Annotated in this window: 15 protein-coding genes; 6 read left to right on the top strand and 9 right to left on the bottom strand. The window is 70.0% G+C overall.

What is annotated here, in order from left to right; translation table 11 throughout:
- Positions 1–220: 220 nt before the first annotated feature.
- The 3 genes from ACFYY2_RS15430 to ACFYY2_RS15420 all read left to right on the top strand — a co-directional run bounded on the left by ACFYY2_RS15430 (position 221) and on the right by ACFYY2_RS15420 (position 7,267).
- Entirely contained in the window at positions 221–1,306 is a 1,086-nt protein-coding gene (locus ACFYY2_RS15430) for a hypothetical protein (protein ID WP_388742355.1), read from the top strand.
- A 352-nt stretch (positions 1,307–1,658) separates the two neighbouring features.
- Positions 1,659–5,459, top strand: coding sequence for a CDP-glycerol glycerophosphotransferase family protein (locus tag ACFYY2_RS15425; RefSeq protein WP_388742353.1), 3,801 nt, complete (start codon positions 1,659–1,661; stop codon positions 5,457–5,459).
- A 302-nt stretch (positions 5,460–5,761) separates the two neighbouring features.
- Positions 5,762–7,267 carry a hypothetical protein gene (locus tag ACFYY2_RS15420; RefSeq protein ID WP_388742352.1) on the top strand — a complete coding sequence of 502 codons (1,506 nt, stop codon included), beginning with the start codon at positions 5,762–5,764 and terminating at the stop codon, positions 7,265–7,267.
- On the opposite strand, the gene ACFYY2_RS15415 is transcribed toward ACFYY2_RS15420, so the two are convergent.
- The 6 genes from ACFYY2_RS15415 to ACFYY2_RS15390 all read right to left on the bottom strand — a co-directional run bounded on the left by ACFYY2_RS15415 (position 7,251) and on the right by ACFYY2_RS15390 (position 14,806).
- Complete coding sequence (locus ACFYY2_RS15415; protein ID WP_388742349.1) at positions 7,251–8,162, bottom strand: endonuclease/exonuclease/phosphatase family protein; 912 nt, start codon at positions 8,160–8,162, stop codon at positions 7,251–7,253. The genes ACFYY2_RS15420 and ACFYY2_RS15415 overlap by 17 nt on opposite strands.
- A gap of 87 nt (positions 8,163–8,249) precedes the next feature.
- Positions 8,250–10,379: a 3-hydroxyacyl-CoA dehydrogenase NAD-binding domain-containing protein gene (locus ACFYY2_RS15410; protein WP_388742346.1), complete on the bottom strand. Its 2,130-nt coding sequence runs from the start codon at positions 10,377–10,379 to the stop codon at positions 8,250–8,252.
- Positions 10,376–11,605 (bottom strand): thiolase family protein, encoded by a 1,230-nt coding sequence (locus tag ACFYY2_RS15405; RefSeq protein ID WP_388742344.1) that lies wholly within the window; start codon positions 11,603–11,605, stop codon positions 10,376–10,378. Before ACFYY2_RS15405 ends, ACFYY2_RS15410 begins: the two co-directional genes overlap by 4 nt.
- Positions 11,606–11,869: 264 nt before the next feature.
- Positions 11,870–13,147: an HRDC domain-containing protein gene (locus ACFYY2_RS15400; protein ID WP_388742342.1), complete on the bottom strand. Its 1,278-nt coding sequence runs from the start codon at positions 13,145–13,147 to the stop codon at positions 11,870–11,872.
- 117 nt (positions 13,148–13,264) lie between these two features.
- Entirely contained in the window at positions 13,265–13,927 is a 663-nt protein-coding gene (locus ACFYY2_RS15395) for a response regulator transcription factor (protein ID WP_033300087.1), read from the bottom strand.
- A gap of 219 nt (positions 13,928–14,146) precedes the next feature.
- A complete protein-coding gene (locus tag ACFYY2_RS15390; RefSeq protein ID WP_388742340.1) occupies positions 14,147–14,806 on the bottom strand; it encodes a DUF3000 domain-containing protein in 660 nt (219 codons plus the stop codon).
- 92 nt (positions 14,807–14,898) lie between these two features.
- On the opposite strand from ACFYY2_RS15390, the gene hemE reads away from it, so the two are divergent.
- A complete protein-coding gene (hemE, locus tag ACFYY2_RS15385) occupies positions 14,899–16,008 on the top strand; it encodes a uroporphyrinogen decarboxylase (protein WP_388742338.1) in 1,110 nt (369 codons plus the stop codon).
- A 10-nt stretch (positions 16,009–16,018) separates the two neighbouring features.
- Here hemE and ACFYY2_RS15380 read toward each other — a convergent pair whose 3' ends face one another.
- Entirely contained in the window at positions 16,019–17,407 is a 1,389-nt protein-coding gene (locus tag ACFYY2_RS15380) for an FAD-dependent oxidoreductase (protein WP_388742335.1), read from the bottom strand.
- Between the two features lie 51 nt (positions 17,408–17,458).
- Entirely contained in the window at positions 17,459–18,442 is a 984-nt protein-coding gene (locus ACFYY2_RS15375) for a DUF4349 domain-containing protein (RefSeq protein ID WP_388742333.1), read from the bottom strand.
- A 127-nt stretch (positions 18,443–18,569) separates the two neighbouring features.
- Here ACFYY2_RS15375 and hemG point away from each other — a divergent pair, with 127 nt between their 5' ends.
- On the top strand, positions 18,570–20,045 hold the full coding sequence (hemG, locus tag ACFYY2_RS15370) for a protoporphyrinogen oxidase (RefSeq protein ID WP_388742331.1): 1,476 nt from the start codon (positions 18,570–18,572) through the stop codon (positions 20,043–20,045).
- A 4-nt stretch (positions 20,046–20,049) separates the two neighbouring features.
- The gene (hemQ, locus tag ACFYY2_RS15365) at positions 20,050–20,763 is read left to right on the top strand and encodes a hydrogen peroxide-dependent heme synthase (protein ID WP_388742328.1); all 714 of its coding nucleotides are present in this window, start codon (positions 20,050–20,052) and stop codon (positions 20,761–20,763) included.
- Between the two features lie 326 nt (positions 20,764–21,089).
- On the opposite strand, the gene ACFYY2_RS15360 is transcribed toward hemQ, so the two are convergent.
- Positions 21,090–21,848, bottom strand: coding sequence for a TIGR04222 domain-containing membrane protein (locus ACFYY2_RS15360; protein ID WP_388742326.1), 759 nt, complete (start codon positions 21,846–21,848; stop codon positions 21,090–21,092).
- Positions 21,849–21,902 lie beyond the last annotated feature (54 nt).

The following is a 21,902-nucleotide window of genomic DNA, read 5'->3' as shown; positions in this document are numbered from 1 at the left end:
GAGCCGGTCCGGTTTCGGTAGTGCGTAGCACTATAGACAGTGCATCGAGCACACGTGCGAGGACGGTGGACTCTGTCCTCGCCGTACTCCCCCCGAGTGGCCGTTCCCCTGTGCGGCATCACTGTTCGTCCGCCGAAGGTTCTCTCATGTGAGGGACTAGTATGTGCCAGATTCGAAATTGTGCGCGATGTGTCGGATGCCTGGAAAGGTGACTGCGGAAATGCTCGGACAGGATGCCCGCGCGACCTCAAGGGTTGCTCCTGCGGGGAACACGGCGCAGGGCATCTGGCTCACCCGGGGCAAGGAAGGCCGTCTCACGGTCTACGCCTTGGCCGAGGGGGGGATCCGGCGCTGGACGGAGAGTGGTCCCGGAAGCCAGGTCTGGGGGCAGCGCGAACTCGTCCCGGTATCCGGTCTCGACCATCTGTCCGTCACGCAGGACGTCAACGCGTATGTGCATCTCATCGGGCGCCGGAGGCGCGAGACCGCGGACCGCCGGTCCGTCGTGGACGTCGTGCACGCAATCCAGTACCAGTCGGGGCGGCCGGTCACCCAGTGGCGTTCACTGGGGAATCCCGGCGAGGGAGTGGATGCGGCCGGCGGAGTCGGCCGGCCGGCCGCTGTGGTGACCACGACGGGAATGGTGCACATCTTCGTCCGGACCGCGGACGGCGGCCTGGCACTCCGGCGTGAGCAGGGCGACGGCAAGTGGCGGGGGTGGGAGGACCGCAAGGGCGTTGCCGGCATCGAGGGGAGCCTCGCCGCGATCGCCCTTTCCTCGGGTCGGATGGAACTGTTCGCGACCACTGCCGGGGGGACGCTGCACTGGTTCCAGAAGGAGCCCGGTGGCGGGCTGGGGGACGGTTATCCCTCAAGTCTCGCGGTGGCGCGGGACACCTTGGCCGTTCTGGAGACCGGGCCCGACAGGCCGACCTTCTACTGGACCGACCCGGGTGGCCGCGGAGTGGTGGCCTACCGTGCGGGCGGGTGGCCCACGGCTCTGGGAGGCGCGCCGGGTGAGGGCCCCCATGTGGCGGCCCGTGCGCTCCTGGACGGCTACGACTGCACTGTGCTTGCCCATCGAGGGGACCAGGGCACGGCTGTGGTCGGAGTGGGGATCACTGAGGACGAGGGCAACGGCCTGTGGTGGTCGGACACGGGCGTGCGGTGCCTGGCCGCGCCGGCGCTGGCACAGGATGCGTTCGGCAGGCTCGTGGTGGCGGTCATCGGCCAGGACGGAGTCCCGCAGGTGGCGAGGCAGACGGACGAACCCGGGCTGACGCTCTCGGAATGGCGCACTCTCTGACGTCCGACCGGACGGTATTCGGGCTTGTCGCTCGCTGGGTGTTCAGCGTGGGCGCCTGAAGCCCTTCTTTTCAGATCGGCCAGTGACCCACAGGGTTGTGGGCGGGTGAGTATGGCGTGCATCACTTTGTCCTGTCCAGCGCATAGCGCGACCTTGCACTGAATCTGCGCATTGACATCCTTTAATGTTCACTTAAGATTTGCGACTGACGCGACAGTTCGAGAGCTGAGTGGCAAGCGCTCGACGGGGGCGCCCGACTCCGGGTCCACGGCGACTCGACCGGGCTATGTGCTGAAGCTGGGTCAATCGGAAGTGGTGCAGGTGATCTCGCCTGCCTCGAACTGGAGTGTGAATGGTGACCGCTGGGCCACGTCTGAGCGTGATCGTCCCGTTCCAGGACGTCGAGACGTACCTCACGGAGTGCCTGGAGTCGATCGCGAGGCAGACGTTCCAGGACTTCGAAGTGGTCATGGTCGACGACGGGTCGACGGACTCGTCCACGGCTATCGCGGAGAGGTTCTGCGCGAAGGACCCCCGCTTCCGGCTGATACGCCAGGAACCGCACGGCCCCGGGCACGCGCGCAACACCGGACTGCGTGCCATGCATCCTGCCGGTGAGTTCCTGGTGTTCGCCGACGGCGACGATGTGATTCCCGAGTACGCCTACGAGTTGCTCATCCGGACCCTTTCCGAGACAGGATCGGATTTCGTCTCCGGAAACGTGCAGATGATGAACTCCACGAAGAAGTGGCAGTCCCCCCTGCACAAGGGGCCGATGCAGCGGGATCGCAAGGGCACCCACATCACCCGCTTCGAGGCGCTGATCTACGACCGCACCGTCTGGAACAAGGTCTTCCGGCGCAGCTTCTGGGACTACCACTACATCCAGTTCCCCGAGGGTGTTCTCTACGAGGACTCCTGGGTCAACATGTTCGCGCACTTCAAGGCCGACAAGGTTGACGTGATCAGCGACATCGTCTACTTCTGGCGAAGACGCGACGGCGGAGCAGCTCCTTCCATCACCCAGAGACATACCGAGTTGAACAACCTGCAGGACCGCGTCGCGGCGGTCCAGTCGGTGAGCCGCTTCCTCGGGCAGCACCGTTCACGCGCATTCAGGGACCACAAGCGGAAGTACGACCTGGCCTGCCTGAAGTCGGACCTCATGCTGCACCTCAAGGTCCTTCCCGACGCGGACCAGGAGTACCGGGACGCTTTCATGTACGCGGCCCAGGACTTTCTGGGTGAGGCCGACGACGACATCATCGAGGAACTCCCCGCAGACGCCCGCGTGAAGTGGCTCCTCGTCCACCAGGGCCGCCTCGACGAGCTCCTGGACGTTCTCGAGTTCGAGCGCAAGGGCGGTCCGCTGCCGGTTCGCAGGCGGTTCCGCCGTTACCTGAACTACCCGCACCTGGGTAACCGGGAGACAGGCCTCTACAAGCGTGACTACCGGCTCGACAAGGAACTGTCCCCCTTCAGTTCACTCACGGACGCCCGCTGGAACGGCGATTCGCTGACGCTGACGGGGTCCGCGTACGTGCGCTTCATCAACGTGCACAAGCGGCACATGTCCACGAAGATGCTGGCCCTGCGGAACAAGAAGTCGGGCAGCACGCTGGTCAACCTGGCAAGGACCACCTACTACCCGCAGGCCACCGAGCACTCGAACCAGAACCGCTACTGCTACGACTGGGCAGGCTTCGAAAGCCGCTTCGACACCACGCGCCTCAAGAAGAAAGGCGAGTGGGTCGAGGGTACCTGGGACGTCGCGGCCGGAGTTTTCAGCCGCGGGCTGTTCCGCTACAAGAGCATCGGGCGGGGCGGGGCAGGTACCGCCTCCAACCCGCCGATTCGCTACGTGGACAAGAACACGCGCATCGTGCCGCTCTTCGTCCAGGGCGGTCTCAAGCTCCGCGTCGAAAGAGTGCGTTGCCGCATCACCCGGCACCGTATGGCGGGCGAGCAGCTCGAACTCGGTGGCGTCTACCTCGGCGCCACGATCCCGGAATGGGGGAAGATCCGCGTCACCAGCATGAACGGCGCGGGGCGCCACGACGCCTGGATGTCCTTCCAGCCCGGTGGCGAAGGATGGTGCACCTTCACCGCCCGCATACCTCTGAGCAGCCTGGTGCCGGGGTCACGAGGATCGGGTGACGGCTCCGTGCCGCAGGCATGGACGATGGGAAGCAACGGATGGAAGACCACCGTCCATGTGGAAGGGCGCAAGGCGCCGCTGTATCCCGTGATGGCCGAGGAGACGGACGACGGGCACTATCGGATGCCCGAAGGGCTCCAGACCGATGACGGCGACCGTGAGATCGTGGTCCACCGCAACGGTTCGGGGTACGTGGTCCTCTTCGAACGCTCCGCCCTGCCCCTGGTCTCCGACTACGCCTGGTACGCGGACGGTTCACTCGAGATCATAGGCCGCTACTCGTGCGCGCAGCGCATGCCTGACCGCGAGAGCAAGGCCGCGCACCTCGTCGTGAGATCACGTGCCCATGGTGCCGAACGCGCTGTGCCGATCGGATGGGACGGTCAGCACTTCCGCTGTGTGGTCACCCCCGCCGCGATGCGGACTCTCGCCGGTGACACTCCGCTCGCCGCCGGCCGCTGGGACTTCTTCCTGCGCCGCCAGGATCCCTCCGAAGTGACGCCGGACGAACGCCTGCCCGACCTCATGCTCAAGATCGAGCAGAGCCTCGTCAGTACTTTTCCTCAGGAGATCGAGACCGACGGCCGGGGCTACGACCTCCAGGCCGAAGCCTACGACCGGCTTTCTCTGCTCGTCCGCTCCGCGATGGCCGAGGACTCCCGGGGGCCCTACCGGCAGAAGCTGCTGCGCACCAGGAACTACCCCCAGGCCCGCCGCGAGCAGATCAGGCCTGCCGTGCTGTTCGACGCCTTCAAGGGCACGCAGTACTCGGACAGCCCACGAGCCGTCCACGAGGAAATGGTCCGCCGCGGAGTGGCGCTGGAGCACCTCTGGGTGGTGCGCGACGACCAGGTCCAGGTACCGCCGACGGCCCGGCCCATCCGCATGTGGTCGGCGGAGTGGTACGAGGCCCTGGCCACCTCCCGTTACGTCGTCGCCAACAACCACCTGCCGGACTGGTTCGTGAAGCGCGCGGACCAGGTGGTGGTGCAGACCTGGCACGGCACCCCGCTCAAGAAGATCGGCCACGACATCGAGGCGGTCCACTTCGCCGACCAGCGGTATCTGGAACGGGTGGCGAAGGAGGTGCAGAACTGGGACATGCTGGTCTCCCCCAACAGCTTCTCCACGCCCATCCTCAAGCGCGCCTTCCAGTTTTCCGGAGAGATGGTCGAGTGCGGATATCCCCGCAACGACATCCTGCGCCGCCCGGGAATGGAGCGCCGAGCAGCGGAAATCAGGCAGCGCATCGGCCTTCCCCCGGGGAAGCGCATCATCATGTACGCCCCCACCTGGCGCGACGACCAGTTCTACGCACCCGGCAAGTACAAGTTCGATTTCAGGATCGACCTCGACGACGCCCGCGCGCGGCTCGGCGCCGACCACGTGCTGATGGTCCGCCGTCACCCCAACGTTGTGGATCCCGTACCCGGAGCCGGGGACGGCTTCGTCTTCGACGTGTCCGACTACCCCGACATGGCCGATCTCTCGCTCATCACCGATGTGATGATCACGGACTACTCGTCCCTGATGTTCGACTTCGTGAACACGGGTCGCCCCATCCTGTTTTTCACGTACGACCTGGACCACTACCGCGACACTCTCAGAGGCTTCTACTTCGACTTCGAGCAGAGTGCTCCTGGGCCGCTTCTGTTCGAATCTGCGGAACTCATCTCCGCGATCGAGGACATCGATCGCATCCAGGAGGGTTACGCCGACCGCTACCAATGGTTTCAGGAGGAGTTCTGCGACCTGGACGACGGCTACGCCTCCGCGCGTCTGGCAGACCACATCCTCATCGCCGGAGGGGACATGGAGCCCGGCCGGCCCCGGACCCAGGCGATGGATGCGAACGAGGCTGCCGTCCTCCGAGGTTTCTTCCCGCGAGCTGACGAGGGCGCGGTGAGAGCGGTCCTCCATGCGGAGGGCGGTGCACGGCAGCCGCGCCACCCTGCCGGCTCGCACCGGGAGAGACTGGATTCCGCGCATGTCTGACGCAGCCCGGGCCGGCCGCCGGATCCTCACGGGTGGGGAAGCGATCAGGACTTTTCCCATCGAGTACAAGTTCACGCACACCATGAACGGCACCCCCGCCTGATGGTCGCTTTCGCCGATCCGGGCGTGCCCGACGAGAACGGGTGGGCGGCGGTGCCCTCGACGGGACGCGGTCCGGCGGCCTCTGGACACGCGACAAGTCCGGCATGAACAGCTGAGCAGTGCAACCCGACGCGTCCCGCTTCGGGCCGCGCCACTGACGCGGCTGCCCGGCCCCCACGAGATCGGAGACTTCCCGAACCATGTCCAGAGCAGCTTCAGGCGGCGCCCCGCTGAGCGGCATCGAGACCTCCGGTGCGTACCCGGTCCAGTACCGTTTCGCCCATGCGAAGAAGGGCAACCAGCACCTAGTGGTGGTCTTCGCCAATTTCGCAGCGCCCGAGGACTACGGCTGGTCGAACGGGGTCTTCGACGGCCTCCGGTCCAACATCCTGTGGATCCGCGATCAGTTCGACGGCCACAACAGTTACTACCTCTGCAAGGGGATGGACTTCGGCCTGGAGCGGTCCGTAGTCACCCTGATCTCGAACGTGATGAACTCACTGGGCCTCACGCCTGACCAGTGCACCATGTGGGGTGGTTCCAAGGGCGGCAGTGCGGCTCTCTACTTCGGCCTGAAGTACGGGTTCCGCAACATCGTGTCGATCGTCCCGCAGTTCCGGGTCGGCACCTACCTGAGCAAGCACACGAAGGTGGCCGAGTACATGATGGGACAGGTCACGGACGCCAATGTCCACATCCTGGATAACGTGATCCCCGACCTCATACGTGCCGGAGCCAACCGGGGCGCCAACATCTACGTGCTCTCCTCGCCGCAGGACGAGCAGTACCCGGTGCAGGTGGAGCCCTTTCTCGGTCTCTTCAGCGGCTACGAGAACTTCAACTTCATCTTCAGTGACTCCCCCTTCATCTCCGATCACACCCAGGTGACCCGTCGGAACGTCCCTGTTCTCATGGGGCTGATCAACTTCCTCATCGACGGCATGGCTCCGCGCCTCGGGTTCGCCGTCAACGGCGGGGAGCAACCGGATGCGGAGAGGTCCGCCATCGACCGCTACCTCAGCGAGACTTCCCAGGTCTCCTCCTCCCTTCCCGTGCCGGCGGTCTTCACGCCTTCGCCCGGCCGGGTCGGCACATCGGCCGTGCGGTTCACGGGTTCCGCGCCCGGCGCGGTACGGGTCAGCCTCTGGGAGAACGGGAAGTTCCTGGTATCCCCCCAAGTCGGGCCGGAGGGGTACTGGAGCTGGGACCCGGGACGCGACTGGCCGGTGGGAAAGCACGTCATCCGCCTGTTCGCGGTGGATGCGGCCGGCCACCACTCCCCGCGGACCGAGGTCGTCTTCAGCGTCCCGGCGCAGGTGCCCGCACAGGCGGGCGCGCTCCCGGCGTCCGGTTTCCAGGGGCCGGTGCAGCCGAGGGCCGGTCTGGCGGTCGCGGGGCCGGTGATCTCGGTGCCTGCCGCCGGCCAGCAAATGCCCGGGCCGGTCATCGGACTCATGGGGTACGCGCAGGGTGCGGTGAGCGTGGAGTTCGTCGAGCGCGGTGTACGGCTGGGGGCGGCGCCGGTCGCTCCCGACAGCAGGTGGTCATGGGAATCGGGCTGGTCCTGGGCCGAGGGTCAGCACACCGTGGAGTGCTACGCCGTGGACACGGACGGCAACGAGTCCCAGCGGTCCGCGGTCACGTTCGGTGTGGTGTCCGCCCACGCGTCACCGGCCACGCGGGAGCACCTCAGCCACGGCTACTGACCTGCATGATCAGAGCCCGGTGGTCCGAGGCCCCGGTGTCGCGGACGGAACAGCGAGTTCTCGGCAACGCGGTGAACAAGTAGTCCACCTTGTGACCGCTGGTGTGGGTGGGCCTGCCATGCCGTGAGGAGGCAGACTCCTGGTCGCATTCCCGGTAGGTCCGGTAGGTGGTGTGGGGCCATATCCAGCTGTCCTCGGTACCGTTCGACGGCGGAGCGCTGTTCAGGTCGCCGCCGAACACGGTGCGCCCATTCGCCGCACCCGCCAATGACTTCAGCTGGTCGTCGCGGAACTCCCTGCCCACCTGCGCCGGGTCACCCTCCGGCAGACTGAGGTGTGCGTTGCAGACCCGGACGGCGAGGTCGGCTGCCGTGGCGCAGACGATTCCCCTGTGCAGCCCCACCGCCGACTGTCGCGTGGGCACCGTGGACACCTTGGTGAGCGGGGAGAACGCGAGCAGCCCCAGTCCGGCCGTTCCCTGGCGTACGTCCGCGCACCGGACGGCCGTGCGCCGTCCCTCGGCATCCTGGATGGCATAAGGCAGAAAGGTGCTGTGCCAGCCCTTCCCCATCTCCTCCCGGGCGACAGCGAGGTCTCCGGCACAGACTTCCTGCAGCATCACCACGCGCGCGCCGTCGCCGGCGGCCAGTCGCTTCAGTGCCTGGATCTTCTCGGTGCGTGTCCCGGTGCTCTCGCAGTGCCATTGCCGGACCCCGCAGACGTTCCATGTCGCGATACGGACCTGCCCGGGCACGGTCTCCGGGGGCGCCGCCGGGATGACGCGCAGCGGATACGGCAGGCCGAGAAGGACAAGAGCGCAGACCGTCGGTACCAGCCACCCGCGACGCGCAGGTGCCGCGGCCCTCTTCAGAAGCTTTCCGGCGAGACGCCGCATGACCTGGCCTCCCCGCCTGCCGAGCCCGAACGGGAACGGGCCGTACGGCGATGATCCCGTACGGCCCGTCCCATCCAGAAATCGCGGTTACGCCGGAACGCTCGCCACGCCCGGCTCCAGGAACCGCTTCCCGTTCACGCGCTCCGAGACGCCCTCACGGTCCAGGTACGGCGTGATGCCGCCCAGGTGGAAGGGCCATCCGGCGCCCGTGATCAGGCACAGGTCGATGTCCTGGGGCTCGGCGACGACGCCCTCGGCGAGCATCAGGCCGATCTCCTGGGCGACCGCGCCCAGGACACGGTCGCGGACCTGCTCCTCGGTCAGGACGGTGTCGCCCTGCTTGAGGAGCGCGGCCACCTCGGGGTCGAGGACCGGGGCACCGGAGTCGTAGACGTAGAAGCCGCGCTTGCCCGCCTTCACGACCGCCGCGAGGTTCTCGGAGACCGTGAAGCGGTCCGGGAACGCGCGGTTCAGGGTCTCGGAGACGTGCAGGCCGATCGCCGGACCGACCAGCTCCAGCAGCACCAGCGGGGACATCGGCAGGCCGAGGGGCTCGATGGCCTTCTCCGCCGTCGCGACCGGGGTGCCCTCGTCGATGATGTTCTGGATCTCGCCCATGAAGCGGGTGAGGATGCGGTTGACGACGAACGCCGGGGCGTCCTTCACCAGCACCGCGGTCTTCTTCAGCTTGCGGGCGACGCCGAAGGCCGTGGCCAGCGAGGCCTCGTCGGTCCGCTCGCCGCGGACGATCTCCAGGAGGGGGAGGATCGCCACCGGGTTGAAGAAGTGGAAGCCGACGACCCGCTCGGGGTTCTTCAGCTTCGACGCCATCTCGGTGACCGAGAGGGACGAGGTGTTCGTGGCGAGGATCGCGTGCGCCGGAGCGACCGCCTCGACCTCGGCGAACACCTTCTGCTTGACGCCGATCTCCTCGAAGACGGCCTCGATGATGAAGTCGGCGTCGGAGAAGCCCTCCGCCTTGTCCAGCACACCGGAGACCAGGGCCTTGAGGCGGTTGGCCTTGTCCTGGTTGACGCGGCCCTTGCCGAGCAGCTTCTCGATCTCGGCGTGGACATAGCCCACACCCTTGTCGACGCGCTCCTGGTCGATGTCCGTGAGGACGACCGGGACCTCCAGGCGGCGCAGGAAGAGCAGCGCGAGCTGGCTGGCCATCAGGCCCGCGCCCACCACGCCGACCTTGGTGACCGGACGGGCCAGGGCCTTGTCCGGAGCACCGGCCGGGCGCTTGGCGCGCTTCTGGACCAGGTTGAACGAGTAGATCCCGGAGCGCAGCTCGCCGCCCATGATCAGGTCCGCGAGGGCCTGGTCCTCGGCGTCGAAGCCGGCACCCAGGTCGCCGCTCCTGGCCGCGGAGATGATCTCCAGCGCCCGGTAGGCGGCCGGGGCCGCGCCGTGCACCTTGGAGTCGGCGATCGCCCTGCCGCGCGCGACGGCCTGGTCCCAGGCGTCACCGCGGTCGGGCTCCGGGCGCTCGATCGCGATCTCGCCCTTGAGGACGGCCGCGGTCCAGATCAGCGACTGCTCCAGGAAGTCCGCGCCCTCGAAGATCGCGTCCGCGATCCCGAGCTCGAAGACCTGCTTGCCCTTGAGCTGGCGGTTCTGGTTGAGCGAGTTCTCGATGATCACCGAGACGGCGCGGTCGGCGCCGATCAGGTTGGGGAGCAGCGCGCAGCCGCCCCAGCCGGGCACCAGGCCGAGGAAGACCTCGGGCAGGGAGAACGCCGGGATCGCCGTGGAGACGGTGCGGTACGAGCAGTGCAGCCCGATCTCGACCCCGCCGCCCATCGCGGCGCCGTTGTAGTAGGCGAACGTCGGGACCGCCAGGCCGGAGAGGCGGCGGAAGACGTCGTGGCCGCCCTTGCCGATGGCCAGCGCGTCCTTGTGGTCCTTCAGGAGCTCGACGCCCTTGAGGTCCGCGCCGACCGCGAAGATGAACGGCTTGCCGGTGACACCGACGCCGACGACCGAACCCTCGGCCGCCTCCTTCTCGACCTGGTCGAGGGCTGCGTTCAGGTTCGCCAGCGACTGCGGGCCGATGGTGGTCGGCTTGGTGTGGTCGAAACCGTTGTCCAGCGTGATGAGGGCGAAACGGCCCGCGCCGCCGGGAAGGTCGAGGTGGCGTACGTGCGCCTGCGTGACGACCTCACCGGGGAACAGCTCGGCCGCACCCTTCAGAAGCTCGGTGGTGGAGCTCACTTGCTGCCTCCGGCTGCGTTCTCGAAGTTCGGGTTCTCCCAGACGACCGTCGCGCCCATGCCGAAGCCGACGCACATGGTCGTCAGGCCGTAGCGGACCTCCGGCTGCTCCTCGAACTGGCGGGCCAGCTGAGTCATCAGGCGGACGCCGGAGGAGGCGAGCGGGTGACCGTAGGCGATCGCGCCGCCGTACTGGTTGACGCGCTGGTCGTCGTCGGCGATGCCGTAGTGCTCCAGGAAGGCCAGCACCTGCACGGCGAAGGCCTCGTTGATCTCGAAGAGGCCGATGTCCTCGATGGAGAGACCGGCCTTGGCCAGGGCCTTCTCCGTCGCCGGGATCGGGCCGTAGCCCATGACCTCGGGCTCGACGCCCGCGAAGGCGTACGACACGAGGCGCATCCTCACCGGGAGGCCCAGCTCTCGCGCGGTCTCCTCGGAGGCGAGCAGCGAGGCGGTGGCGCCGTCGTTGAGCCCCGCGGCGTTTCCGGCCGTCACGCGGCCGTGGGCGCGGAACGGCGTCTTCAGACCGGCCAGGGACTCCAGGGTGGTGCCCGGGCGCATCGGCTCGTCGGCCGTGACCAGGCCCCAGCCCGTCTCACCGACGGCCGGGTCGGTGCGGCGCACGGAGACCGGCACCAGGTCCTGCTGGATCTTGCCGTTGGCGTACGCCTTGGCGGCCTTCTCCTGCGAGCGGACCGCGTACTCGTCGGCGCGCTGCTTGGTGATCGAGGGGTACCTGTCGTGCAGGTTCTCCGCGGTCATGCCCATGAAGAGGGCGGACTCGTCGACCAGCTTCTCCGACACGAGGCGCGGGTTCGGGTCCACGCCCTCGCCCATGGGGTGGCGCCCCATGTGCTCCACACCGCCGGCGATGACGACGTCGTACGCGCCGAAGGCGATGGAACCGGCCGTCGAGGTGACGGCGGTCAGGGCGCCCGCGCACATGCGGTCGATGGAGTAACCGGGCACCGACTGCGGCAGGCCCGCCAGGATGCCGGCGGTGCGCCCGAGGGTGAGGCCCTGGTCGCCGATCTGGGTGGTCGCGGCGATGGCGACCTCGTCGATCTTCGCGGGGTCCAGGTCCGGGTTGCGGCGCAGCAGCTCCCGGATGGCCTTCACGACGAGATCGTCGGCGCGGGTCTCGTGGTAGATGCCCTTCGGGCCCGCTTTGCCGAACGGGGTGCGGACGCCGTCGACGAAGACGACGTCCCGGATGGTACGAGGCACGATGGCTCTCCTCCAGGGTGCGGGATGGCACTGCTGCGGGCGCACGCATCGGCACGCCACGCCCCTCATGCTACTTGCGGGTAACCAGACTGCCCACCCCCCACCGCCGGAGCGGCGAACGTCACACGTGCGGGGGCGGCGCCGGCGGCCCGGCGAGGCCGGGTAACTGGCGTGAATTCGATCCTCGTCGACGAGACATACCCTCGTGCGGCCCCGACACGCGGACGCCCCCCTGCCGGTCCGGCAGGGGGGCGTCCACGCGTGTCAGGCGGCGTCCGTGTCGAGGGCCCGCAGCAGCAGGGGGCCGACCTGTTCGATCTGCCAGCGCCGCGCGCCGTGACCGGCCAGCGCGGCCTCGACCGCGTCCGGCGTCAGGGCCTTCGGCGGCTCCCAGCAGACCCGGCGCACCGTGTCGGGGGTGATCAGGTTCTCCTGCGGCATGTGGAGCCGCTCCGCGAGCTCCGACACCGCGGCACGGGCCGCCGACAGGCGGGCCGCGGCGGCCGGGTCCTTGTCCGCCCACGAGCGGGGCGGCGGCGGTCCCGCGGGGTGCTGGCCCGGCTGGGGCAGCTCGATCTCGGGCAGCGCCTTGGCCCGGTCGACGGCCGCCTGCCACTGCTCCAGCTGCCGCCGGCCCATCCGGTGTCCGAAGCCGGGCAGCGCGGTGAGCGCCTGGACGTTCACCGGCAGCGCCAGGGCCGCCTCGATGATCGCGGCGTCCCCGAGCACCTTGCCGGGCGAGATGTCGCGACGCTGCGCCACCTGGTCACGGGCGGTCCACAGCTCCCGTACGACCGCGATCTGACGGCGGCGGCGCACCTTGTGCATGCCGGAGGTCCGGCGCCAGGGGTCCTTGCGCGGGGGAGCGGGCGGCGCCGACGCGATGGCCGCGAACTCCTCCAGGGCCCACCCGAGCTTGCCCTGGCGGTCCAGCTCCTTCTCCAGGGCGTTGCGCAGATCGACCAGGAGTTCGACGTCGAGCGCGGCGTAGCGCAGCCAGGGCTCCGGCAGCGGCCGGGTGGACCAGTCGACGGCCGAGTGGCCCTTTTCCAGGGCATAGCCGAGGACGTTCTCCACTATCGCGCCCAGACCCACGCGCGGAAATCCCGCCAGGCGTCCGGCGAGCTCGGTGTCGAAGAGCGAGGTCGGGGTCATGCCTATGTCGCGCAGGCAGGGCAGGTCCTGCGTGGCGGCGTGCAGGATCCACTCCGTGCCGGTCAGGGCCTCGCCGAGACCGGACAGGTCCGGGCAGCCGACCGGGTCGATCAGCGCACTCCCGGCGCCCTCACGGCGCAGCTGCACGAGGTAGGCGCGCTGGCCGTACCGGTAGCCGGAGGCGCGCTCCGCGTCGACGGCCACGGGACCCGTGCCCGCGGCGAAGTCCGCGACGACCCGCGCCAGCGCGTCTTCGGTCGCCACCACCGGGGGAATGCCCTCGCGCGGTTCGAGCAAGGGGATCGGCGCCGGGGCGACGTCGTCCGGGGGAGCGCCCCCGGTGGTTCGCAGTGAGGTGTCTGCTGCGGTCTCTTGGGCGTCGGTCACATGCCAAGGGTATCTGTGTATGCGCGTCGCCCGTCGACGGAACGTTCCGCCGACGGGCGCCCATGCGCGTAAACCGGCCGGATGTGCATCGGCGCAGGTACCGGCGGGGCGAGGGGGTCAGTGGATGATGCCCGTCCGCAGGGCCACGGCGACCATTCCGGCGCGGTCTCCGGTGCCGAGCTTGCGCGCGATGCGGGCGAGGTGGCTCTTGACCGTGAGGGCGGAGAGGCCCATCGAGACGCCGATGGCCTTGTTGGACTGGCCTTCGGCGACCAGGCGGAGCACCTCCACCTCACGGCCGGACAGTTCGCGGTAGCCGCCCGGGTGGCTCGGGGAACCGGGAGGCCTGCGGTGCATCCGGGCGGCGTTCGCGCCGATCGGGGCGACACCGGGACGGGTGGGATGGCCGATGTTGGTACGGGTGCCGGTGACGACGTAGCCCTTCACGCCGCCCGCGAGGGCGTTGCGTACGGCGCCGATGTCGTCGGCGGCGGAGAGGGCGAGGCCGTTCGGCCAGCCGGCGGCTCGGGTCTCGGACAGCAGGGTCAGCCCGGAACCGTCGGGCAGGTGGACGTCGGCAACGCAGATGTCGCGCGGGTTGCCGACGCGGGGGCGGGCCTCCGCGATGGACGACGCCTCGATGACGTCACGAACTCCGAGGGCCCACAGATGGCGGGTGACGGTGGAACGGACGCGCGGGTCGGCCACGACGACCATGGCCGTCGGCTTGTTCGGGCGGTAGGCGACCAGGCTTGCGGGCTGCTCGAGGAGAACGGACACCAGGCCTCCTGGGGAGTGGCGGGACGGGCCGGCTCGGGGATGAAGCCGGGGCGAACCGTGCTTGAAGGGTCATTGACCTCTTCGGCAGCAGGCGCGTCCTCCTTTAGGGGAAGATCACGATTTCATGCGTAACAATTCGGGCAAATAGGACGCGCGATCGATTGTACGAAAAGAGAGCCGGTCCCTGTGCGACCGGCTCCCTGGAAAAGTGACGCAGCGTCAGGAAACCTGGGGCCCCCGGCGCTGGGGGAGGGTGACCACCGCCGCGTCGGCCGTGCCCGACGGCGGCAGGCCCGCGAGCTGGCAGAGCAGATCACCCCACGCGACCAGGTGGGCCGCCATGTCCGGCACCCCGCCGCGCGCCTCGCGCGGCGTCCACGAGGCCCGGATCTCGATCTGCGTCGCCGGACGCCGCGCGGAGAGCGCGCCGAAGTAGTGCGATCCGGCGCGGGTCACCGTGCCGCCGGCCTCGCCGTAGGACAGCCCCCGGGCCTCCAGGGCCCCGGTCAGCCAGGTCCAGCACACCTCGGGCAGCAGCGGATCGGCGGCCATCTCGGGCTCCAGCTCCGCCCGCACCAGCGTCACCAGGCGGAACGTGCCCTGCCAGGCGTCGTGCCCGGACGGATCGTGCAGCAGCACGAGGCGGCCGTCGGCGAGATCCTCCTCGCCCTCCACGACCGCGGCCTCCAGGGCGTACGCGTGCGGGGCGAGCCGCTTCGGCGGCCGCGTGGGCTCGACCTCGAGTTCGGGGCGCAGACGGGCCGAACGCAGCGCGTCGACCGCGGACCGGAACGCGACCGGGACTGATTCGCCCTCCGCACCCCCCTCGCCGCCGGTGCCATCGGAATGATCGGAGAATTGTCCCTGAGCCGGAGCCATGCGGGGAAGAGTAGGCGGAACCGGAGCCCCGTGCAGGGAGGGACACCCATGCGGCGTCCGGCTCCTTGCCGCTCCGTGCGAAGATTCTGTGTGTGAGTGTCAACGACCTTCCCTCAGAGCTCAGCTCCGTCCGATCAGGGGAGGGCCCGTCCTCGGGCCTGCAGACGACCCCCGCCACCCACGAGTCGGCGTTCCTCAAGGCCTGCCGACGCGAACCGGTGCCCCACACGCCGGTCTGGTTCATGCGTCAGGCGGGGCGGTCGCTGCCCGAGTACCTGAAGGTCCGCGAGGGCATCGCGATGCTCGACTCCTGCATGATGCCGGAGCTCGTCACCGAGATCACCCTGCAGCCGGTGCGCCGCCACAAGGTCGACGCCGCGATCTACTTCAGCGACATCGTCGTGCCGCTCAAGGCGATCGGCATCGACCTCGACATCAAGCCCGGCGTCGGCCCGGTGATCGCCGAGCCGATCCGCACCCGCGCCGACCTGGCCCGGCTGCGCGACCTCACCCCCGAGGACGTCCCGTACGTCACCGAGGCCATCGGCATGCTCACCGCCGAACTCGGCGCGACGCCGCTCATCGGCTTCGCCGGTGCGCCGTTCACGCTGGCCAGCTACCTCGTGGAGGGCGGCCCGTCCCGCAACCACGAGCGCACCAAGGCGATGATGTACGGCGAGCCGGAGCTCTGGGCCGACCTGCTCGACCGCCTCGCGGAGATCACCGGCGCGTTCCTGAAGGTGCAGATCGAGGCCGGCGCCTCCGCGGTCCAGCTCTTCGACTCCTGGGTCGGAGCCCTCGCCCCGGCCGACTACCGCAGCTCGGTGATGCCGGCCTCCGCGAAGGTCTTCGACGCCGTCGCGTCGTACGGCGTCCCGCGCATCCACTTCGGCGTGGGGACCGGCGAGCTCCTCGGCCTGATGGGCGAGGCCGGCGCGGACGTCGTGGGCGTCGACTGGCGCGTCCCGATGGACGAGGGTGCCCGCCGGGTCGGCCCCGGCAAGGCGCTCCAGGGCAACCTCGACCCCGCCGTGCTGTTCGCGCCGACCGAGGCCGTGGAGGCGAAGACCCGCGACGTGCTCGCCGCCGCCGCGGGTCTCGAAGGCCACATCTTCAACCTCGGTCACGGCGTCATGCCGACGACCGACCCGGACGCCCTCACGCGGCTCGTGGAATACGTCCACGAGCGGACGGCACGCTGAGCCCCGGTCCTCAGCCCTCGTCCTGCACGGCCGCCCGCACCGCCGCGACGGTCTTGCGGGCGGCCACCAGGACCGGGTCCCAGACCGGTGAGAACGGCGGGGCGTAGCCGAGGTCGAGCGCGGTCATGCCCTCCACGGTCATGCCCGCGGTCAGGGCCACCGCGGCGACGTCCACGCGCTTCGCCGACCCGTCGCGGCCCACGATCTGCACACCCAGCAGCCGTCCGGTGCGGTACTCCGCGAGCATCTTGACGGTCATGGGCTGCGCTCCGGGGTAGTAGCCCGCGCGGCCCGTCGACTCGATCGTCGCCGTGACGTAGCGCAGGCCGACGGCGCGCGCGTCCTTCTCGCGCAGCCCGGTCCTGGCGATCTCCAGGTCGCAGACCTTGCTCACCGCCGTACCGACGACGCCGGGGAACGTGCCGTAGCCGCCGCCCACGTTGGCGCCGATGATCTGGCCCTGCTTGTTGGCATGGGTGCCGAGCGCGATGTGGCGGCTGCGGTGCGCGACGAGGTCGAGCACCTCGACGCAGTCCCCTCCGGCCCAGATGTCGTCGTGGCCCGCCACCCGCATCGAGAGGTCCGTCACGAGGCCGCCGTGCGGGCCCAGCGGCAGACCGGCCGCGTCCGCCAGGGTGGTCTCCGGCTCCACGCCGATGCCGAGCACCACGACGTCCGCCGGATACGTCGCCCCGTCCGTGGTGACCGCGCTCACCCGGCCGTCCTCGCCGGTCAGGATGCCCGTGACCGTGGCCTCGTTGACCGTGGTGATGCCCAGGCCGTCCATCGCCCTGTGGACGAGACGCCCCATGTCCGGATCGAGGGTGGCCATGGGCTGGGTGCCGCGGTTGAGCACGGTCACCTCGAAGCCGCGCTTGAGCATCGCCTCGGCCATCTCGACGCCGATGTAGCCGGCGCCGACGACGACGGCCCGGCGCTCCGTGGCCCGGTCCAGCGAGTCCAGGAGCGCCTGACCGTCCCCCAGGGTCTGCACACCGTGGACGCCCGGCGCGTCGATGCCTGGCAGGTCCGGGCGGACCGGCCGGGCACCCGTCGCGATCACGAGCTTGTCGTAGCCCGTCCAGTGCGACTCACCCCGGGCGTGGTCCAGGGCGCGCACCCTCCTGCCCGCCACGTCGATCTCCGTGACCTCGGTGCGGGTGCGCAGATCGATGGAACGGTTCCGGTGCTCCTCGGGGCTGCGGGCGATCAGATCGTCGCGGGACTCGACGTCACCGCTCACCCAGTACGGGATGCCGCAGGCGGAGTACGAGGTGAACTCCCCGCGCTCGAAGGCGACGATGCTCAGCTCGTCCGGTCCCTTGAGCCTGCGGGCCTGCGACGCGGCGGACATGCCCGCCGCGTCGCCCCCGACGACCACCAGTCGTTCCGCCGCCATTGCAGGGTCCCTTCGCCGCCGTGTGCAGGTCCGGGGCCCACGCTACGGCGCCTACGGGGCGGACGGGGCCTGCGGGGCCTCCGAGGGCTCCTGAGGTGTCGTGCGGCGTCGTGGCAGCCGTCCCCGCACGAGCCGCCACAGCACCAGCAGGACCACCGCGGCGGCGAGGAAGGGAGCCGTGGCCCCGATCGCCACCGCGATCCACCGCAGCATCGTCACGAACGCGTCCCAGCCGCCCGCGAGCGCGTCCAGGAACCCGGGGTCCTCGTCCTCCGGCTCCGTGCCGTGCTCATAGGCCTCGTCGAGTTCGAGCGTGACGGTCGCCAGCGAGGTGCGGTCCTTCAGCGAGGCCTGCTGGGCGAGGAGCGACTCCAGATCGGCCTGGCGGCTGCTCAGTTCGCCCTCCAGCGCCACCACGTCCGTGAGCTTTCCGGCCTTGTCCATCAGGTCGCGGACCCGCGCGACACTCGCCCGCTGGGTGGCGATCCTGCTGTCGACGTCGACGACCTGACCGGTGACGTCCTTCGCGTTCGACGTACGTGAGCGCAGCTTCCCGGAACCCGCGAGCCGGCTCAGCACCTCGTCGTAGCGGTCCTGCGGGACCCGCAGGACCAGATGCGACGTGTCGTACATGTCGTCGATCCGCTCCGTGGTCTCCTCCGCGACGAGACCGCCGGCCCCCTCCGCGGCGGCCCGGGCCGCCGCGACCGCCTTCGGCACGCTCTTCACCTCGATGGAGAGCGTCGCCGTGCGGATGACGTGTACCGCCACCGCGGATCCGGGCGCGGAGCGGGCGCCGTCGGCGGGCTTCCCCGCGGCCCCCGCGCCGGCGCCCTCGGCGCGCGGCGCCGCCGCCTTCTTGTCGGACGCGATGTCCAGTGAATCCCCACCGCCGGAGGACGAGCACCCCGCGGCGGCCAGAAGGACGGCGAGGAGTCCGGCGGCGGCCAGCGCGCGCGGGCGGCGCCGGACGGCGCGGACCGTACGGGCGGAATGGACGGGTGGATGACTGTCCGTGTGGCGATCGATGGGCATGATGCGTCCCCCCAGGGCCGTTTCAGATGGTGCCGGTTCGACGTACGCACCCCAGGTGCGGGTTTCCTCCCCGTGGTTTCGAAGCGGTCACGTTCGGGACTCGGAAGGGGTTTGAGAGAGTGGACCCATGCAGCGTTCTCTTCAGCGCGACACCACGCGTACGGGCCACGCCGTCGTCATCGGCGGAGGCATCGCCGGACTCGCCGCCGCTCACCGGTTGCTGGACTCCGGTCTGAGGGTCACCGTCCTGGAGGCGACCGGGCGGGTCGGCGGGAAGCTGATGACCGGGGAGATCGCGGGCACCCGGGTCGACCTCGGGGCGGAGTCGATGCTGGCCCGCCGGCCCGAGGCGGTCGGGCTCGCCGTCGCGGCCGGACTCGGCGACCGCCTCCAGCCGCCCGCGACCGCCACCGCGTCCGTCTGGACCCGGGGAGCGCTGCGCCCGATGCCCAAGGGCCACGTCATGGGCGTACCCGGTGACCCGGCGGCGCTCGGTGAACTGCTCTCGCCCGAAGGACTGGCCAGGATCGCCGAGGAGCGCGACCTGACGCCGACGGCCGTGGGGGACGACGTCGCGGTCGGGTCGTACGTGGCCGACCGGCTCGGCCGGGAGGTCGTGGACCGGCTCGTGGAGCCGCTGCTGGGAGGCGTGTACGCGGGCGACGCCTACCGGATCTCGATGCGCGCGGCGGTGCCGCAGCTCTTCGAGGCGGTGAAGGAGGGCGGGCCGCTCCTCGACGGAGTGCTGCGCGTCCAGGAACGTGCCGCCGCCCGGCAGCAGACCGGGCCCGTCTTCCAGGGCATCGAGGGGGGCGTCGGCACCCTGCCGGCCGCCGTCGCGGACACCGTGCGGGCGGGGGGCGCGGAGATCCTCATGGACACCCCGGTGCTCGGGCTGACCCGGACCGCGGACGGGTGGGACGTGCGTACGGACGGCGGGGTGATCGCCGCCGACGCCGTCGTCCTCGCCACCCCCGCCTGGTCCGCCTCCACCCTGCTCGCCGCCGAGTGCCCGGCCGCCTCCGTCGAACTGGCGGCTGTCGAATACGCCTCGATGGCCCTGGTCACCATGGCCTTCCGGCGCTCCGACGTCGCCGGGACCGAGGCGCTGCGGGGGCGCTCCGGATTCCTCGTCCCGCCGGTCGACGGGCGTACGATCAAGGCCGCGACCTTCTCCAGCCACAAGTGGCAGTGGGTCGCGGACTCCGCGCCCGATCTCTTCGTGCTGCGGACGTCGGTGGGCCGCTACGGCGAGGAGGAGCACCTGCACCGCGAGGACTCCGAACTCGTCGACATGTCCCTGAACGACCTCGCCGCGGCGACCGGGCTGACGGCCCGGCCCGTCGACACCGGGGTCACCCGGTGGATCGGGGGACTGCCCCAGTACCCCGTGGGCCATCTGACCCGGGTCGCCCGCATCCGTGACGAGGTGGCGAAACTGCCCGGACTGCGGGTGTGCGGGGCGGCGTACGACGGGGTCGGCATCCCGGCCTGCATCGCCGGTGGGCAGCGCGCGGCGGACGAGATCGCGGCGGACTTCACGGGAGGGAGCGCCGGGACCCCCACCCGGGTTCAGGGCACGCGGAGCGAGGCGGGACAATAGCCGTATGAGTGCGCCAGAAAAGCTTCCGAACGCGGGTAAGAAGGCCAAGGACCTCAACGAGGTCATCCGCTACACCCTGTGGTCCGTCTTCAGGCTGAAGGACGTCCTTCCCGTCGACCGCGCCGGCTACGCCGACGAGGTCCAGGAGCTGTTCGACCAGCTCGCGGGCAAGGACATCACGGTCCGGGGCACCTACGACGTGTCCGGTCTGAGGGCCGACGCCGACCTGATGATCTGGTGGCACGCGGAGACCTCGGACGAACTCCAGGAGGCATACAACCTCTTCCGGCGCACGAAGCTCGGCCGCTCCCTGGAGCCGGTCTGGTCGAACATGGCGCTGCACCGCCCCGCCGAGTTCAACAAGTCGCACGTGCCCGCCTTCCTGGCGGACGAGACCCCGCGCGACTACATCAGCGTGTATCCCTTCGTGCGCAGCTACGACTGGTACCTGCTGCCCGACGAGGACCGCCGCCGCATGCTCGCGGACCACGGCAAGATGGCCCGTGGCTACCCGGACGTGCGCGCCAACACGGTCGCCTCGTTCTCCCTGGGCGACTACGAGTGGGTCCTCGCCTTCGAGGCGGACGAGCTGTACCGCATCGTCGACCTCATGCGTCACCTGCGGGCCTCCGAGGCGCGGCTGCACGTCCGCGAGGAGGTCCCGTTCTACACGGGGCGCAGGAAGTCAGTCGCAGAATTGGTGACCGGGCTCGCATAGCCAGCGTTTCCGGCCATCCCGACCCGGAAGATCAGTTGGCGGGCAACGGCGTGTGTGACGCCGCCCGTCGTTCCAGCGACACCGGGTCCGGTACCGGGTACACATCGGCCGACGGCCGGCGAACCGTCGTGATCCGCGGGGGAGTCATCCATACCTCCCCGCGGGCCACCCCTTCTCGCCGACTCGGGCCGGTGTGTCCCGGACCGTATACGTGAATACGGCATGACGGAGGGCTGTCCCCGACCGGGGGCAGCCCTCCGTCATGTGCGGTCCTCCCGTCCGAGGCCGCGCGGGCCCTCGCGGCCGGTGCCGGGTCCGGGCGCCGTTCAGCTCAGCAGGGCCGCCCGCAGTTTCGGGTCCTCGACCGCGCCCACACCTCGTACGGCCACCGCCGCGAGCAGATCGCGGTCCGCGCCGGGCGCCGGTGCCGGCAGCGAGTCCAGCCACCGCTGGCCCGTCGGGGAGGCCCACGGACTGTACGGGTGGTTCTCCACCCGCGCGATGGCCAGGCACCCCAGGGTCAGCACGAGCGGCAGCGCGAACCACGCGGCCACCGGGCCCGCGTGGGACGCCTCCTGACCGGGGATCAGCAGGGCCGCGGCGGCCAGGGCCACCACCAGCACCGCGGCCCCGCGGACGGCCCGCACCGCCGATTCGAGATCCGTCCGGGTGCTGTGCGGCACGGCGAGGCCCGCCGCGACGAGGCGGTCGGCAAGGGTGCGCACGGCGTCGGCCGCCGCGGCGGCCGCCCTGATCGGCGCTATGCGGGACTGCCCGTCCGGACCGATCGCACGGATCACGGTGCGCTCGACCTCGTCCCGCCCCTCCGGATCGACCACCGTCGCCCAGCCCGTGTGGGCGAGCAGCAGCCGTTGCCGCAGGTGCATGGAGACCAGGGCCAGATCGGCGACCCGGTGAGGTCCTCCGGCCAGGAACGCCGTCTCGTACAGATCGAGTTCCGGAGCCGCGGGCTCCCGCTCGGCGTGGGACGGCCGCTGGGCCGCACTCGCGGTGACGAGGCACAGCCGGATGCAGGAGACGCCGGCGGCGCCCCACGCGACGAGAAGAAGCACGACCCAGAGCATGGCCGAGTTGTATGCGAAATCTGCAGGGGAGCGCCATAGCTCGTTCACGATTTG

The organism is Streptomyces sp. NPDC001822 (genome assembly GCF_042892135.1).
Lineage (GTDB): Bacteria > Actinomycetota > Actinomycetes > Streptomycetales > Streptomycetaceae > Streptomyces.
This window is presented reverse-complemented; position numbering and strand designations above follow the sequence as displayed.